A 16,570-nucleotide genomic window follows, 5' to 3' on the forward strand; every position below is an offset into this window, starting at 1 on the left:
CGGACCGCTCGCGGGGGGGGCTCAGTGAGCGCCGCCACCGCCCCCGTCACCCGTGTCTCCGCCGTCCTCGGCTGAGGGGGTGACCGGCGGAGCGGCCGACGCCGACGCGGCGAGCACGACGGGGAGCGCGGCATCCGTCGCCTGCTCCCGCGGGGCACCGGCGACGGGACTCCAGCGCAGCCACGCGAGCACGTAGACGATCAGGCCGATGACGAGGCCGACCAGCACCCACAGCACGACGAGGTAGTCGACCCACGAGCCGATCGGCGGCGAGCCGGGCAGGAAGCCGCGGAGCGGGATGGTCGCGAACACCATCGCCGCCATCCAGCTCATGAGCGTCGCCTCGACCTTGCGCCGGCCGCGGTAGGCGACCACCGCGACGGTGAGGGTCAGCGCGGGCATCACGACCATGAGCGCGAGGATGACGAGGCCGAAGGCGGTCGTGGCGCCCGCACGGTGCGCGGACAGCTGCACCTGATCGACGGGCGCGCCGTCGACGATGAGCGCCTCGGTGCCCGGGACCGGCTCGGACGCGAACATCCATCCGGGAACGTTCGGGGTGCCGCAGATCGTGACGGGCACGACCGTCCCGTCGGGCGCGGTGCCGCGGAGGGCCACGACGGCGAAGCGGGCGACGTGCGCGTCGAACGGCCAGCGCTCGATGTAGCCGTCGGTGATGAAGCGCATCGCGATCGGCGACGGCACCTGGCCGGCCTCGAAGGTGTGGGTGGGACTGCCGTCGGTGTCGGTCACGTAGAGGGTCACCGCATCGGTCGACAGCCCCGTGACCGGGTCCTGCAGCGGGCCGAACGAGCGCACCGCCAGATTGACGGCGATCCGGTCTCCGGCGGCGTCGACGGCCTCGGGGCGCAGCTCGAGCAGGAGGGAGTCGGCCGGCGGGTCGCCCTGGCACCCGATGTCGCGGGAGCGGTCGCTCAGGGCGTACAGGGCCACCACCGCGCCGTAGACGACGATCGCGCACACCGCGATGATCGCGGCGATGCGTCGCGCGCGCGTCCAGCGCCACCGGGACCGCTCTTCCACGGAGCCAGTGTGGCAGAGACCCCGCTACCCCGTGATGAAGCGGCGATACCGTTCGAGGGCGTCGACGATCTCGGCCGGGGTCGCGGCATCCGGCACGAACAGCTCGGGAACGGGATCGTCGGTGTGCCGTCCCACGGCGAGGGAGTGCGTCCACACGCCCACGACCGTGCCGTCGGCGACGAGGATCGGGCGCACGATGCCGTTGATGCCCGGACCGACCCGGCGCAGGAACGGCTCGGCGAGGGGCACGGTGCGGTCCTGGTAGGCGAGGAAGTACTCCTCGAACGGCGGGAGCGCGAGGACGCGCGGCGTCGCGGCGGCGCGTCGCGGCGCGGGGCCGCCCGCCACGAACACGCCGTCGCCGCGATCGTCGACCTGCTTCACGCGGGCGCCCGCCGCCTCCGCGGCGGCGCGGGCCATGCCGATCGGCAACCCCGCCCACCAGGCGAAGTCGGCCGGCGCGGCCGGGCCGTGCCCGTCGATGTAGCGCACGAACAGCTCTGCCAGCGGATCGGCGGGAGTCGAGGCATCCGTCACCCACTCCTCCGCGAGCACGAGGTGCTGCTCGCGCGTGGGACCGCCCTCGCGCGGCACGACCGGGCCCGACACGATCACGGCGCGCAGCGCGAGGGACTGGATGACGTGCACGCCGCGCTGCTCGCGCGGATCGATGCCGATGCCCTCGAGCAGGGCGAAGAGCTCGGCGCGGGTGAGGCGTCCGCCGCCGCGCAGCGCCGCGCGCACGGCCGTCTCTGCGCGGGCGAGGACCGCGTCGTCGAGCCCGAGCTGCCGGTGCCGGGAGGCGGCGGCGCGCAGCTGGCGCTCGCCGGTGACCGACAGCACCCACGCGAGATCGCGTGCCGGGATCACGTGGATCGTTCCCCGCATCGTCCACGCGCGCACGAGTCGGCCCCGATCGAACGCCGCGTCGACGTCGCGCACCGTGGGTTCGCCTCGCGAGCGCGCCGCGAGCGCCCAGCGCCCGCCCCAGAACTCCTGTGCCTGCACGGCGAGCATGTGGCCGGCGGCGTCGACGACGGATGCCGCGGGGGCCGACAGCCGGTGCGACCGCAGGCGGCGCTCGATCACGGACTCCATGGACCCATCATCCCGGGGACCGCGGACACGCCGCGATCCCCGGGAGGGATCAGGCGAACGGGTTGGCGGTGAGCGTGTACTTCGTCTGCAGGTACTCGTGGATGCCCTCGGCGCCGCCCTCGCGGCCGAGGCCCGACATCTTCCACCCGCCGAAGGGCGCCGCGGCGTTGGAGACCACGCCGACGTTGAGGCCCATCATCCCGGTCGCGAGGCGCTCGATCATGCGCTGCCCGCGCGACAGGCTCTCGGTGTAGACGTACGACACGAGCCCGTACTCCGTGTCGTTGGCGATGCGCACGGCCTCGTCCTCGTCGTCGAACGGGATGATCGCGAGCACCGGCCCGAAGATCTCCTCGTTCAGGATCGCCGAGCCCGGCTGCACGTCGGAGATCACGGTGGCCTCGTAGAAGGTGCCCGCACCCTCGCCCCGCTGTCCGCCGATGCGCAGGGTCGCTCCGCGCGAGACGGCGTCGCCGACGAGCTCCTCGGCCTTGGCCACGGCCTTCTCGTCGATGAGCGGTCCGATCGTGACGCCCTCCTCGGTGCCGCGTCCCATCGTGAAGCCCGCGACCCGCTCGGTGACCCGGCGTGCGAACTCGTCGACCACCGAACGGTGCACGATGAAGCGGTTGGCCGCGGTGCACGCCTGACCGATGTTGCGGAACTTGGCCGCGATCGCGCCGTCGACCGCCTTGTCGAGGTCGGCGTCGTCGAACACCACGAACGGCGCGTTGCCGCCGAGCTCCATCGAGGTGCGCAGCACGCCCTTCGCGGCCTGCTCGAGCAGGCGCACGCCCACCGGGGTCGATCCGGTGAACGAGAGCTTGCGCAGCCGGGGGTCGGCGATGATCGGGGCCGACACGGCCGACGAGGTCGAGGTGGTGAAGACGTTGACGACGCCCTTCGGCAGCCCGGCCTCCTCCAGCAGCTTCACGAACAGCAGCGTCGTGAGCGGGGTGAGCTCCGGGGGCTTGATCACCACGGTGCAGCCGGCGGCCAGCGCAGGGGCGATCTTGCGCGTGGCCATGGCGAGCGGGAAGTTCCACGGCGTGATCAGGAAGCACGGGCCGACCGGGTGCTGCGTGACGATCATGCGACCGGTGCCCTCGGGGTTGGCGCCGTAGCGACCGCCGGCGCGGACGGCCTCCTCGCTGAACCAGCGCAGGAACTCGCCGCCGTACGCGACCTCGCCGCGCGCCTCGGCGAGCGGCTTGCCCATCTCGATCGTCATCAGCAGCGCGAAGTCCTCCTTGCGCTCCTGAAGGAGGTCGAACGTGCGCCGGAGGATCTCGCCGCGCTCACGGGCGGGCGTGGCCGCCCATGAGGCGGATGCCTCGACAGCGGCGTCCAGTGCCGCCATGCCGTCGGCGGGGCGGGCATCCGCGATCGTCTTGACGACGTTCCCGGTGGCCGGGTCGAACACGCGCAGCGTGCCGCCCTCCGCGGCGGGACGCCATTCCCCGCCGATGAACAGCCCGTCGGGCACGCTGTCGAGCAGGGTGGTCTCACGATCTTCGGTCACGGGGGTGTCCCTTCATCGGGGTGGATCGGTGGTGCCGCGGGCGACCCGATTCCGGGTCCCGCGCCGCGACGGTGACAGTCCCCCTCATTCTCGCGACCGACGAGCCACGACCGCGTTGTACATTGCGTACATTCACCGCGCATGCACTGTCCCGACGGGCGAGCGGCGAGCGAGGCATCCGTTCCGCCGGCCGCTTGTAGGATCGTGAGGTCCGGCACTTCCGCGCCGGTGCTCGAAAAAAGGGCACGCAGCCGCTCCATCGACGGAGGGCGAGACATATACGGAATCCTCCGTTGTCGTCTCGAAAGGCTCCGCCATGCCCCGCGTCTCCGCACACGTCGCCGTCACCCTCGCCCGCCACATCGACCACGTCTTCGGGGTGATGGGCAACGGCAACGCCTACTTCCTCGACGCGATCGAGCGCGAGACTTCCGCCACCTTCACCGCAGTGCGACACGAAGCCGGCGGGGTCGTGGCCGCCGACGCGTTCCACCGGGCCGGCGGAGGGCTCGCCGCCGCGACCGCCACCTACGGCGCGGGGTTCACCAACACCCTCACGGCGTTGGCCGAGGCCGTGCAGGCCCACGTCCCGCTCGTTCTCGTGGTGGGCGACGAGCCCACGTCGGGCCCGCGGCCATGGGGCGTCGACCAGATCGCGATGGCATCGGCCGTCGGGGCGCGCACGTACACGGTGGGGCGGGCGGATGCCGCGGCCACCACCGTCATCGCGATCGAGCACGCCCTCGCCTACCGCGTGCCGGCGGTGCTCGCGATCCCCTACGACGTCGCCGTGCTGGAGGCCGGTCTCGTGCCCGAGACCGCGGCGCCCGGCATCCCGGCGCCCCTCTCCCCCGCCGGGCCCTTCGCCCGGGGCATGATCGACGAGATCGCCGGTGCGCTCGCGGCCGCCGAACGTCCGTTCCTGCTGGCCGGGCGCGGGGCTTGGCTGTCCGGCGCCGGGGCGGCGCTCGGCGACCTCGCCGCCGCCACGGGCGCGCTCACCGCCTCCAGCGCACTCGGACGCGGGGTCTTCCCGGATGCGCGGTACGACCTGGGCGTCACGGGCGGCTTCGGCGCCGAGGGAGCCATGGACCTCGTGCGCGAGGCGGACGTGGCGGTCGTCTTCGGCGCGTCGCTCAACCAGTTCACGATGCGCTTCGGCGACCTGTTCGCCCCCGGCACCCGCGTGTTCCAGATCGACATCACGCCGGCCGCGACCCACCCGCACGTCGGCGGCTTCGTCCGGGCGGATGCCGCGATCGGGGCCCGGATGCTGGTCGACGCCCTCCGCGCATCGGGCACCGCCCCGTCGGGCTGGCGCGAGTCGGTGGACGTCGCCGCCGTCGCCGCCCACTCCAACGGCGACGACCTCGCCCCCGACGGCCGCCTGGACCCGCGCTCGGCCGCGGCGCGCATCGGCGCCCTGCTCCCGCAGGACCGCGTGGTGGTCTCGGACGGCGGCCACTTCATCGGCTGGGCGAACATGCACTGGCCGGTCGCCTCTCCCGACCGCATGATCATGGTCGGCACCGCCTTCCAGTCGATCGGCCTCGGCTTCCCGTCGGTCCCGGGCGCCGCGCTCGCGCAGCCCGACGCGACGGTCGTGCTCACCACCGGCGACGGCGGCGGGCTGATGGCCCTGGCCGATCTGGAGAGCGCCGTGCGCGTCGCCGGGGGGCGCGGAATCGCGGTGGTCTGGAACGACGCCGCCTACGGCGCCGAGGTGAACCTCTACGGCCTCAAGGGCCTCGCCGACGGCCCGATGCGCATCCCGGAGGTCGACTTCGCCGGGCTCGCGGAGGCGGTCGGCGCGGAGGGCGTCGTGGTGCGGACACTGGCCGACCTCGACCGGCTCGCGTCGTGGACGACGGAGGATGCCGCGACCCGCCGGTTCCTGCTGCTGGATCTGCGCATCTCGGGCGACGTGATCGCGCCGTACCAGCAGGAGATCATCCGCGTGAACTCCTGACCGTCGGAGTCACCGCGGGAGGAAGACGCCCTCGAAGAACGCCGCGAGCTCGTCGGTGGCCTCCAGCGGCAGCACGTGCGCGACGTACTGGTCGGGGCGCACCACCACCACCACGCCGCCCCGGGAGAGCTCCCGCTCGTCGAAGATGTCGGTCGTCGTCCACGCGCTCGGCGCGGCGGCGAACACCTTCTCCCAGTCGGCGAGCCTGAGAGGCCCTGATTCAGGACGGAACAGCGCCGGTGCCGCGAGGACGTCGATCTGCTCGTGCGGCTGCTGGTAGACGACCTTGACGTCGAACAGCGCGTCGAGGTCCGCCCCGGCGGGCGTGAACCGGCGCACCGGCGAGGCATCCGCCGTTCCCAGCCATTCGGCCCAGCGCGACAGCGCGGATGCCGCACCCGCCGCGGGCGCGTCGGCGAACGCGTAGAGACGCCAGCGCCCGTCGGCTCTGGCGTGGTGGCCGAGGTGCACGGCGTTGCCGTCGGCGACCCGCACCACCTCGGACGACTTCAGCCGCTTGCCGATCGGGAATCCGGCGGCGAGCGCCTGGTGCGTCGAGGCGCCGACGATCGGCGACGGGCCGTACTGCGTCATGAATCCGGAGGGGAACTCGGCGGTGCCGAGGTAGAAGGTCGCCAGCTCCTGCGGGTCGGAGATCTCCTCCGGCTTGCGCGCCATCAGCGACGACCACTCCCGGTCGAAGTCGATGAGCTGCTGGGCGACCGGACGCCGTTCGGCGCTGTAGGTCGACAGGAGGGATGCCGGGCTCAGCCCCGTGAGCACCGAACCCAGCTTCCATCCGAGGTTGAAGCCGTCCTGCATCGAGACGTTCATGCCCTGGCCCGCCTTGGCACTGTGGGTGTGACACGCGTCGCCGGTGAGGAAGACGCGCGGCGAGGCATCCGTCCCCTCGTCCACGTCGTCGAAGCCGTCGGTGACGCGGTGGCCGACCTCGTACACGCTGCTCCACGCCACCTGCTTCACGTCGAGCGCGTACGGGTGCAGGATCGCGTTCGCCCGCGTGATGACCTCCTCGACGGGCGTCGCGCGCACGCGGTGATCGTCGTCGGCGGCGACCTCGCCGAGGTCGACGTAGACGCGGCAGAGGTACCCGCCCTCGCGGGGGATGAGCAGGATGTTGCCCGCCTCGGCGTTGATCGCGCACTTGGTGCGCCAATCCGGGAAATCGGTGTTGACGAGCACGTCCATGACGCCCCACGCATGCGCCGAACTGCCCCCGACGTGCACGCGGCCGATCGCCTCGCGCACGCGGCTGCGGGCGCCGTCGCAGCCCGCGACGTACTTCGCCCGGATCGTGCGCTCCTCGCCGTCGCGCTCGCCCGCGGTGTACCGCAGCCGGACCTCGACGGGGTACGCGCCATCGGCGTGCACGGTGAGCCCGAGGAACTCCACGCCGTAGTCCGGCACGATGCGGCCCGGACCGGTCGCGGCGGCCTCGGCGAAGTAGTCGAGCACCCTGGCCTGATTGACGATGAGGTGCGGGAACTCGCTGATGGCGAGCGCGTAGTCCTCGGTGCGGGCGGTGCGCACGATGTTCTGCGGGCGCTCCGGGTCGGGTCCCCAGAAGTTCATCCAGCCGATGTTGTACGCCTCGGCGACGATGCGCTCGGCGAACCCGAACGCCTGGAACGTCTCGACGCTGCGCGGCTGGATGCCGTCGGCCTGGCCGAGCACGAGCCGCCCGTCCCGCCGCTCGATGAGGCGCGTGGTGACGTCGGGGTACTCCGACAGCTGCGCCGCCAGCAGCATCCCCGCCGGTCCCGAGCCCACGATCAGCACGTCGATCTCGTCGGGGAGGTCGACCGGTCGATCGACCCCCGTGCCGGCTGCGGGGCGCACCCGCGGGTCGCCCGAGACGTAGCCGTGGTGGTGGAACTGCATGCGATTCTCCTGCGGGTGTCGTGCGGGGCTCAGGCTACGCCGGACGTCTCACGCCTTCGAGAGGCCGCGGATCGGACTGACCGACTGCTGCTCCTCGGCATCGAGACCGAGCGGGATGCCCGTGCGGTCGCGCAGCAGCAGCGTGGCGATCAGGCCGATCACCGTCATCCCGGCCAGGTACCACGTGACGGCCATCGTGCCACCGGTCGCCTTCACCAGGGCGGTGGCGATGGTGGGGGCGAACGCGCCGCCGAGGATCGCGCCGATCGCGTACGAGATCGAGACGCCCGAGAAGCGGATCGAGGCGGGGAAGAGCTCGGAGTACAGCGCCGCCTGCGGGCCGTAGGTGAATCCCAGGCCGATCGTGAGGACGGCCAACCCCAGGAACAGCAGCCCGACGCTGCCGGTGTTCACGAGCGGGAAGAGGGTGAACACACCCACCAGCTGCAGGATCCAGCCGACGATGTAGGTCGTGCGCCGCCCGATCCGGTCGGAGATCACCCCGGCCGCGTACGTGGCGAGCAGCCACGTGACCGCCGACCCGGCGACCGCCCACAGCACGGCGGTGCGGTCGAGCGCGAGCGGACCATTCGGGTTGGTGGCGTAGTTCTGGATGTAGCCGCCGGTCGTCATGTACCCGACGGCGTTGTTGCCGGCGAAGACGAGCGCGGCGATCAGCACGAGCAGTGCATGCTTGCGCAGCAGCTGCACGATCGGCATCTGCGCCTTCTCCTTGCGCTCTGCCAGCTCGGCGAACACCGGGCTCTCCTCGACGCGACGACGCACGTACCAGCCGATCAGGATCAGCACGACGCTGAGGAGGAACGGCACGCGCCAGCCCCACACGAGGAACGCCTCGCCCGGCGCGATCATGGCCATGAGCGCCATCACGCCGGAGGCCAGGAGCAGTCCGAGCGGCACGCCGATCTGGGGAGAGGCGCCGAACGCGCCGCGGCGCCTCTTCGGGGCGTGCTCGACGGCCATCAGCACCGCGCCGCCCCATTCGCCGCCGGCCGAGAGCCCCTGCACGATGCGCAGCACGACGAGGAGGATCGGTGCGGCGATCCCGATCGCGTCGGCGGTGGGCAGCACGCCGATCAGCGCGGTGGCGATCCCCATCAGGATGAGCGTCCACATCAGCACGACCTTGCGGCCGTACTTGTCGCCGAAGTGGCCGGCGAGGAAGGCGCCGAGGGGGCGGAAGAGGAAGCTCACGCCCACGGTCGCGAACGCGATCAGGGCGCTGTCCGCGCCGAGCCCGGCGAAGAACAGCTGCCCGAAGACGAGGCCCACCGCGGTGGCGTAGATGAAGAAGTCGTACCACTCGACGGTGGTGCCCACGACCGTGGCGAACACGACGCGACGGCGATCCGTCGGCGAGGCGATCGTGCCGGTCGGGGTGAGGGTGGACGGCGATGACGGGTTGCTCATCTGCGGACTCCTGTGTCGTGTGACGTCACTGTCTGGGGTGCGCCGGCGGCGCGAGATCGCGCTTGCCTGGCGAGACACGATCATATACGATTTCAGATACGACGCAAGAGTGACATCAGGGCGAGGGAGCTCATGACGACCGACACGGATGCCGCGGACCACCGCTTCTCGGGCCTTCCGGCCCGTCCGGGCAAGATCATCGCGGTGCACCTGAACTACGCCTCGCGCGCCGACCAGCGCGGTCGCCGCCCGGCCGCCCCCTCGTACTTCCTCAAGCCGGCCAGCTCCGTCGCCGCCTCCGGCAGCGCCGTGGAGCGGCCCGCCGGCACCGAGCTGCTGGCCTTCGAGGGCGAGATCGCCGTGGTCATCGGAACGACCGCGACGCGCGTCCCGCTCGAGAAGGCGTGGGCGCACGTCGCGGGAGTGACCGCCGCGAACGACCTGGGCGTGTACGACCTGCGCGCGAACGACAAGGGCTCCAACGTCCGTTCGAAGGGCCGCGACGGCTACACCCCGATCGGCCCCGCCCTGATCGACGCCCGCGCGATCGACCCCGCCGACCTGAGGCTGCGCACCTGGGTCAACGGCGCACTCGTGCAGGAGGACTCCACCTCCGGTCTGCTCTTCCCCCTCCCCCAGCTGGTGGCCGATCTGTCGCAGCACCTCACCCTCGAGCCCGGCGACGTGATCCTGGCCGGCACCCCGGCGGGGTCGTCGGTGCTCGCGCCCGGCGACGTGGTGGAGGTGGAGGTGGATGCCCCCTCCGCACCGGGGGCCCCGGCATCCGGTCGCCTGAGGACCACCGTCGAGACCGGTACTGTGCCCTTCGACGGGGCGCTCGGCTCGCTGCCCGCCGTCGACGACGCGCAGCGGGCGGATGCCTGGGGCTCGCGCGAGGCCGCGGGGCTGGGACCGGAGCCCGCGGCGCGTCCCCGCCTGGACCCCGCGCTGCGCGCCAAGCTCGAGGCGGCTCCGGTGGCGGCCCTGTCGGCCCAGCTGCGCAAGCGGGGACTCGATCACGTCACGATCGACGGCGTGCGCTCCACCCACCCCGAGACCAAGCTCGTCGGCATCGCCACGACGCTGCGCTTCGTACCGCTGCGCGAGGACCTCTTCGCCTCCCACGGCGGCGGATACAACGCGCAGAAGCGCGCCTTCGACTCCGTCGGCGAGGGCGAGGTGATCGTGATCGAGGCGCGCGGCGAGACCGGGTCGGGCACGCTCGGCGACATCCTCGCCCTCCGCGCCCGCGCCCGGGGCGCGGCCGGCATCGTCACCGACGGCGGCGTGCGCGATCTCGACGCCGTCGCCGCGATCGACCTGCCGGTCTACTCCAAGGGCGGCCATCCTGCGGTTCTCGGCCGCCGGCACGTGCCGTGGGACATCGACGTGACGATCGGCTGCGGCGGCACCACCGTGCAGCCCGGCGACGTGATCGTGGGCGACGCGGACGGCGTGATCATCCTCCCTCCGGCGCTCGTCGAGGAGGTCGTAGAGGCCGCGCTCGCGCAGGAGGCCGAGGACGCCTGGGTCGCCGATCAGGTCGCGGCGGGGCATCCGATCGACGGACTCTTCCCGATGAACGCCGAGTGGAGAGCGAGGTACGACGCATGGCGCGCGACGAGCTGACCGCCCCCACCGGGGTCGACACGTCGCTGAGCAAGTCACAGCGCGCGTACCGGTGGATCAAGGAGCGCATCGCGAGCCAGGAGTTCACCCCGGGCTACCGGCTCGTGCTGGGCACGATCGCGGGCGACCTCGACATGAGCGTCGTGCCGGTGCGCGAGGCGATCCGCCAGCTGGAGGCGGAGGGCCTGGTGATGTTCGAGCGCAACGTCGGCGCGCGGGTGTCGATGGTGGACGATTCCCAGTACCGCTACAGCATGCAGGCGCTGTCGATCCTCGAGGGCACTGCCACCGCCCTGTCGGCGCGCAGCCTCACCGCCGACGACGTGCGCCGGGCGCGCGCCGTCAACGAGCTGATGGTCGAGACGCTCGACCACTTCGACCCGCGGGCGTTCACCCGCCTCAACCAGGAGTTCCACGCCACGCTCTTCGAACGCTGCCCGAACCCGCGCATGCTCGACCTCGTGCACGCCGAGTGGGCGCGCCTCGGGCATCTGCGCGACTCGACCTTCAGCTTCGTGCCGGGCAGGGCCGCGGAGTCGGTGCAGGAGCACGAGAACATCCTCCGTCTCATCGAGAACGGCGCGCCCCTCGGCGAGATCGAGAAGGCCGCCCGCCGGCACCGCTCGGCCACCCTCGACGCCTACATGATCCACGAGCACCCCGACGAGGCCCTCGGCCTCCCCGCCTTCTGAAGGTCGGCGCCTCCCGCGCCTCTGACGAGAAAGACGTACCCATGAGCGACACCCCTTCGCAGCCGCGGCACATCCCGGCCGACCTCCCCGCCCGCATCCAGCACTACATCGACGGGTCCTTCACCGATTCCGTCGACGGCGACACCTTCGACGTGCTCGACCCGGTCACCAACGAGGCCTACCTGCAGGCCGCCGCCGGCAAGAAGGCCGACATCGACCGCGCCGTCGCGGCCGCCCGCACCGCCTTCACGGAGGGTCCGTGGCCGCGGATGCTGCCGCGCGAGCGCTCCCGCGTGCTGCACCGCATCGCCGACCTGGTCGAGTCGCGCGATGCGCGCCTGGCCGAACTCGAGTCGTTCGACTCGGGGCTCCCCATCACGCAGGCACTCGGCCAGGCGCGCAGGGCCGCGGAGAACTTCCGCTTCTTCGCCGACCTGATCGTCGCCCAGACCGACGACGCGTTCCAGGTGCCCGGGCGCCAGATGAACTACGTCAACCGCAAGCCGATCGGGGTCGCGGGGCTCATCACCCCGTGGAACACCCCGTTCATGCTCGAGTCGTGGAAGCTCGGCCCGGCGCTCGCGACCGGCAACACCGTCGTGCTCAAGCCGGCCGAGTTCACCCCGCTGTCGGCCTCGCTGTGGGCGGGCATCTTCGAAGAGGCAGGTCTCCCGAAGGGCGTCTTCAACCTGGTCAACGGACTGGGCGAGGACGCCGGAGACGCGCTGGTGAAGCATCCGGATGTCCCGCTCATCTCCTTCACCGGCGAGAGCTCGACCGGCAAGCTGATCTTCGGCAACGCGGCGCCGTTCCTCAAGGGGCTGTCGATGGAGCTCGGCGGGAAGTCCCCGGCGGTCGTCTTCGCCGACGCCGACCTCGACGCGGCGATCGACGCCACCATCTTCGGGGTGTTCTCGCTCAACGGCGAGCGCTGCACGGCCGGGTCGCGCATCCTCGTCGAGCGCGCCGTCTACGATGAGTTCGTCGAGCGCTATGCCGCCCAGGCGCAGCGCGTCATCGTGGGCGACCCGCAGGACCCGAAGACCGAGGTCGGCGCCCTCGTGCACCCCGAGCACTACGACAAGGTCATGTCGTACATCGAGATCGGCAGGACCGAGGGGCGCCTGGTCGCCGGCGGGGGGCGCCCCGACGGCTTCCCGACGGGCAACTACGTCGCCCCGACGGTGTTCGCCGACGTCTCCCCCGACGCGCGGATCTTCCAGGAGGAGATCTTCGGTCCCGTGGTGGCGATCACCCCGTTCGACACCGACGAGGAGGCGCTGGCGCTGGCGAACAACACCAAGTACGGCCTCGCGGCGTATGTCTGGACGAACGACCTGAAGCGCGCGCACACCTTCGCGCAGAGCATCGAGGCCGGAATGGTGTGGCTGAACTCCAACAACGTGCGCGACCTGCGCACCCCCTTCGGCGGAGTGAAGGCCTCCGGGCTCGGGCACGAGGGCGGCTACCGCTCGATCGACTTCTACACCGACCAGCAGGCCGTGCACATCACGCTCGGCGCCGCCCACAACCCCACCTTCGGCAAGGGAGCCTGAGATGACCCACCGCGATCAGATGACCCTCACCTCGTCGGGCTTCTACGTCAGCCAGGAGGCCCCGATCCGCGCCGAGAACCCCATCCCGACCCCGGTCGCCCCGGCACCCGACATCCTGCGCTGCGCCTATATGGAGCTGATCGTCACCGATCTCGCCGCCTCCCGGGTCTTCTACGTCGACGTGCTCGGACTGCACGTGACCGAGGAGGACGACGAGGCGATCTACCTGCGCTCGACCGAGGAGTTCATCCACCACAACCTCGTGCTGCGCCGCGGCCCGGTGGCGGCGGTGGCCGCCTTCTCGTACCGCGTGCGCTCGGCCGCCGACCTCGACCTGGCCGTGGCGTTCTACACCGAGCTCGGCTGCGATGTGCGCCGTGATCCCGACGGCTTCACGAAGGGCATCGGCGACTCCGTGCGCGTGGTCGACCCGCTCGGCTTCCCCTACGAGTTCTTCTTCGCCACCGATCATGTCGAGCGCCTGTCCTGGCGGTACGACCTGCACACCCCCGGCGAGCTGGTGCGCCTGGACCACTTCAACCAGATCACGCCCGATGTGCCGCGCGCGGTGGACTTCATGCAATCGCTCGGCTTCCGCGTGACCGAGGACATCCAGGACGAGGAGGGCACGGTCTATGCGGCGTGGATGCGCCGCAAGCCCACCGTGCACGACACCGCGATGACCGGCGGCGACGGGCCGCGCATGCACCACGTGTGCTTCGCGACCCACGAGAAGCACAACATCCTCGCCATCTGCGACAAGCTCGGCGCGCTGCGGCGCTCCGACGCCATCGAGCGCGGCCCCGGCCGCCACGGCGTGAGCAACGCGTTCTACCTCTACCTGCGCGACCCGGACGGGCACCGCGTGGAGATCTACACCCAGGACTACTACACCGGTGACCCCGACAACCCCGTCGTGACGTGGGACGTGCACGACAACCAGCGCCGCGACTGGTGGGGCAACCCCGTCGTGCCGTCCTGGTACACCGACGGCTCGCTCGTGCTCGACCTCGACGGGAACCCCCAGCCGGTGGTCTCGCGCACCGACTCGTCCGAGATGGCCGTCACGATCGGCGCCGACGGCTTCAGCTACACGCGCCGCGACGACGACGAGTTCAAGCTGGGCAACCAGCTCTAGGAGGACGACGGATGCTGACTCCCGCGCAGATCGACACGATCGCCGCCGAGCTCGCCGAGGCCGATCGCACGCACGGCGTGATCCCTCGGATCACCGCACGCTACCCGGGGGCGACCATCGAGGACTCCTACGCCATCCAGGGCGTCTGGCGCGACCGCAACATCGCTGCCGGACGCAGGCTCGTAGGCCGCAAGATCGGGCTCACCTCCCGGGCGATGCAGGAGGCCACCGGGATCACCGAGCCCGACTACGGCGTGATGTTCGACGACACCGTGCATGCGAGCGGCGCCGACATCCCGGCCGACCGCTTCTCGAACGTGCGGGTCGAGGTCGAGCTCGCCTTCGTGCTGAAGGAGCCGCTGGAGGGGCCGGGCTGCACGCTCGAGCGCGTGCTGGCCGCGACGGACCACGTCGTGCCGGCGCTGGAGGTGCTCAACTCCCACATCGAGCTCGAGGGCCGCACGATCGTCGACACGATCTCGGACAACGCCGCGTACGGCGCGATGGTGCTCGGCTCGACCCGTGTGCGCCCCGACGAGATCGACCTGCGGTGGGTGCCGGGCGTGCTGGCCCGCAACGGTGAGATCATCGAGACCGGCGTCGCCCAGGGCGTGCTCGGGCATCCGGCCACCGGTGTGGCGTGGCTGGCCGACAAGCTCGCCCAGCACGGCGCGCGCCTCGAGGCCGGCGAGATCATCCTGGCCGGGTCGTTCACCCGCCCGGTCTGGGTCGCGCAGGGCGACACCGTGCGGTGCGACTACCGAGAACTGGGAGTGATCGAATGCCGTTTCGTCTGACCCCGACCTTCCGCGAGCGGCTCGCCGCGGCATCCCGCCCCCTCGCGGGGATGTGGGTCTGCTCGGGCAGCCCCCTCGTCGCGGAGATCTGCGCGGGTGCCGGGCTCGATTGGCTGCTCATCGACATGGAGCACTCCCCCAACGGCCTGGAATCGACCCTCGCGCAGCTGCAGGCCGTCGCCGCGTACCCCTCGACGGCGGTCGTGCGGGTGCCGGACGGTGACGTCGTGACGATGAAGCGGGTCCTCGACCTCGGGGCGCAGAACGTGCTCGTGCCGATGGTCTCCTCGGTGGCGGAGGCGGAGGACGTCGTGCGCGCAGTGCACTACCCGCCGCGCGGCGTGCGCGGCGTAGGCAGCGCCCTCGCCCGCTCCGGGCGCTGGAACCGCGTCGACGGGTACCTCGAGGACGCCGCCGACCACGTGTCGCTGTTCGTGCAGATCGAAACCGCCGAGGGCGTGTCGGCCGCGGCCGGCATCGCGGCGGTCGAGGGCGTCGACGGCGTGTTCGTCGGGCCGTCCGACCTGGCCGCCTCGATGGGCGTGCTGGGCCGGCAGACCGACCCGGGCGTGGTCGCGGCGGTCCGCCGGGCGTTCGACGCCGTCCGCGCCGCGGGAAAGCCGGTGGGCGTGAACGCGTTCGACCCGGCCGTGGCACAGGAGTACGTCGATGCCGGGGCATCGTTCGTGCTCGTGGGGGCGGACGTCGCCCTGCTGGCGCGCGGCTCGGAGGCGCTCGCGGCCCGCTGGAGCGCGGGCGAGGGCGTCGGGCGCGCCGGCTACTGAGCCCTCGGCCTGCGCCGGGTCATTCGTCGAAGAGGTGCTCCTGCGCCTCCGCCGAGGTGAGCCTCAGCCGCACCTGCGACACGATGTCGTAGCCGACCCCCAGACGGGTCAGCATCATCTCCACCTGTGCCCGCAGCCACGGCTGGGCCTCGAGCGACACCCTCTGCAGCTCGGTGCGGGTGCGGATCCACACCGCGGCCTCACCGTCCGGCGCAGCCATCCAATGACACTCGTCGACGCCCCACGGCCCGAGCGAGACGAGCATCGGGCGCATGGCCGCCTCGATCGCCTTGCCCTGCGCGCCGTCGCTCACGAGGCTCACGCTAGACCCCGCCGGGGTGCGTTGCACCACCCGTGCCGCCGTGCCACTGTAGGCGCATGCGCGCCTGGCTCATCCGCTTCGTGTCCCTCTACGTGTTCAACGTCGTCGTGCTGCTGCTGATCGGCCTGGTGCTGAGTTCGGTGAGCGTGGGCTGGTCGGTGCTGTGGGCGAGCGTGCTGCTGACCGCGGCGACCCTCTGGATCAAGCCGCTCATCACACGGTGGTTCCGGGCGATGGCGGCGAAGTCGGCCGCGCAGCGCACGAAGGCGGGCGAGAAGGTGGTGCAGTTCGCGCTCGTCCTCGTGGTCGCCGCGATCGTCTGGGTGATCACCGTGGCGTTCACAGGGGTGCGGGTGAACGGCTGGTTCTGGGGCTATGTGCTGCCGCCGTTCATCCTGCTCCTCGCGTGGGTCGTGTACGACGCGATCGACGATCGCATCGAGGCGCGCGCGGGTGCGCTGTACGACCGGGCGCGCGGGGGCCGTCCCGCGGTGGACGCGAGCGCTCCGGATGCCGCGCCCGCCGTCCCCTCGCCGCAGACGCAGGCCGCGCAGCGGGAGCTGCAGGACGGGCTCACCGACGAGCAGCGGCGCATGCTCGACGAGCTCGGGAAGGGCTGAGAGCCGCTCGCTCGCGGCGGATCCGCCCGTCGGGCGTGGTGACGACCCTGTAACAAACCGACGTC

At 71.8% G+C, this 16,570-nt stretch carries 14 protein-coding genes; 8 read left to right on the top strand and 6 right to left on the bottom strand.

Features of this window, described 5'->3' with window-relative positions:
- Positions 1-21: 21 nt before the first annotated feature.
- The 3 genes from ACSJDX_RS00370 to ACSJDX_RS00380 are packed head-to-tail and all read right to left on the bottom strand — an operon-like array spanning position 22 to position 3,664.
- Positions 22-1,044, bottom strand: coding sequence for a DUF4436 family protein (locus tag ACSJDX_RS00370; RefSeq protein WP_438353627.1), 1,023 nt, complete (start codon positions 1,042-1,044; stop codon positions 22-24).
- Positions 1,045-1,068: 24 nt separating this feature from the next.
- Positions 1,069-2,142: a winged helix DNA-binding domain-containing protein gene (locus ACSJDX_RS00375; protein ID WP_438353628.1), complete on the bottom strand. Its 1,074-nt coding sequence runs from the start codon at positions 2,140-2,142 to the stop codon at positions 1,069-1,071.
- A gap of 49 nt (positions 2,143-2,191) precedes the next feature.
- Positions 2,192-3,664 carry an NAD-dependent succinate-semialdehyde dehydrogenase gene (locus ACSJDX_RS00380; RefSeq protein ID WP_438353629.1) on the bottom strand — a complete coding sequence of 491 codons (1,473 nt, stop codon included), beginning with the start codon at positions 3,662-3,664 and terminating at the stop codon, positions 2,192-2,194.
- Positions 3,665-3,980: 316 nt separating this feature from the next.
- Here ACSJDX_RS00380 and ACSJDX_RS00385 point away from each other — a divergent pair, with 316 nt between their 5' ends.
- On the top strand, positions 3,981-5,633 hold the full coding sequence (locus ACSJDX_RS00385; RefSeq protein ID WP_438353630.1) for a thiamine pyrophosphate-binding protein: 1,653 nt from the start codon (positions 3,981-3,983) through the stop codon (positions 5,631-5,633).
- A 9-nt stretch (positions 5,634-5,642) separates the two neighbouring features.
- Here ACSJDX_RS00385 and ACSJDX_RS00390 read toward each other — a convergent pair whose 3' ends face one another.
- Entirely contained in the window at positions 5,643-7,535 is a 1,893-nt protein-coding gene (locus tag ACSJDX_RS00390) for an FAD-dependent monooxygenase (RefSeq protein ID WP_438353631.1), read from the bottom strand.
- Positions 7,536-7,583: 48 nt separating this feature from the next.
- Positions 7,584-8,966, bottom strand: a complete 1,383-nt coding sequence (locus tag ACSJDX_RS00395; RefSeq protein WP_438353632.1) for an MFS transporter — start codon at positions 8,964-8,966, stop codon at positions 7,584-7,586.
- Positions 8,967-9,098: 132 nt separating this feature from the next.
- Here ACSJDX_RS00395 and ACSJDX_RS00400 point away from each other — a divergent pair, with 132 nt between their 5' ends.
- Genes ACSJDX_RS00400 through ACSJDX_RS00425 form a run of 6 tightly spaced genes read left to right on the top strand, consistent with a single transcriptional unit; the run spans position 9,099 to position 15,563 of the window.
- The gene (locus ACSJDX_RS00400; RefSeq protein WP_438353633.1) at positions 9,099-10,595 is read left to right on the top strand and encodes a fumarylacetoacetate hydrolase family protein; all 1,497 of its coding nucleotides are present in this window, start codon (positions 9,099-9,101) and stop codon (positions 10,593-10,595) included.
- Positions 10,577-11,287 (top strand): GntR family transcriptional regulator, encoded by a 711-nt coding sequence (locus ACSJDX_RS00405; protein ID WP_438353634.1) that lies wholly within the window; start codon positions 10,577-10,579, stop codon positions 11,285-11,287. Before ACSJDX_RS00400 ends, ACSJDX_RS00405 begins: the two co-directional genes overlap by 19 nt.
- A gap of 41 nt (positions 11,288-11,328) precedes the next feature.
- Positions 11,329-12,843 carry a 5-carboxymethyl-2-hydroxymuconate semialdehyde dehydrogenase gene (hpaE, locus tag ACSJDX_RS00410; RefSeq protein WP_438353635.1) on the top strand — a complete coding sequence of 505 codons (1,515 nt, stop codon included), beginning with the start codon at positions 11,329-11,331 and terminating at the stop codon, positions 12,841-12,843.
- Position 12,844: 1 nt separating this feature from the next.
- Positions 12,845-13,981: a 3,4-dihydroxyphenylacetate 2,3-dioxygenase gene (gene hpaD / locus ACSJDX_RS00415; protein ID WP_438353636.1), complete on the top strand. Its 1,137-nt coding sequence runs from the start codon at positions 12,845-12,847 to the stop codon at positions 13,979-13,981.
- Between the two features lie 11 nt (positions 13,982-13,992).
- Positions 13,993-14,778: a fumarylacetoacetate hydrolase family protein gene (locus ACSJDX_RS00420; RefSeq protein WP_438353637.1), complete on the top strand. Its 786-nt coding sequence runs from the start codon at positions 13,993-13,995 to the stop codon at positions 14,776-14,778.
- On the top strand, positions 14,763-15,563 hold the full coding sequence (locus ACSJDX_RS00425) for an HpcH/HpaI aldolase family protein (protein WP_438353638.1): 801 nt from the start codon (positions 14,763-14,765) through the stop codon (positions 15,561-15,563). Before ACSJDX_RS00420 ends, ACSJDX_RS00425 begins: the two co-directional genes overlap by 16 nt.
- Positions 15,564-15,582: 19 nt before the next feature.
- Here the strand turns inward: ACSJDX_RS00425 and ACSJDX_RS00430 are convergent, their stop codons facing one another.
- The gene (locus ACSJDX_RS00430) at positions 15,583-15,876 is read right to left on the bottom strand and encodes a hypothetical protein (RefSeq protein WP_438353639.1); all 294 of its coding nucleotides are present in this window, start codon (positions 15,874-15,876) and stop codon (positions 15,583-15,585) included.
- 65 nt (positions 15,877-15,941) lie between these two features.
- Between ACSJDX_RS00430 and ACSJDX_RS00435 the strand changes: the two genes are divergently transcribed.
- Positions 15,942-16,505 (top strand): hypothetical protein, encoded by a 564-nt coding sequence (locus tag ACSJDX_RS00435; RefSeq protein ID WP_438353640.1) that lies wholly within the window; start codon positions 15,942-15,944, stop codon positions 16,503-16,505.
- Positions 16,506-16,570: the final 65 nt, after the last annotated feature.

The sequence above is a fragment of the Microbacterium fluminis genome (assembly GCF_051549805.1).
Taxonomy (GTDB): Bacteria; Actinomycetota; Actinomycetes; order Actinomycetales; family Microbacteriaceae; genus Microbacterium.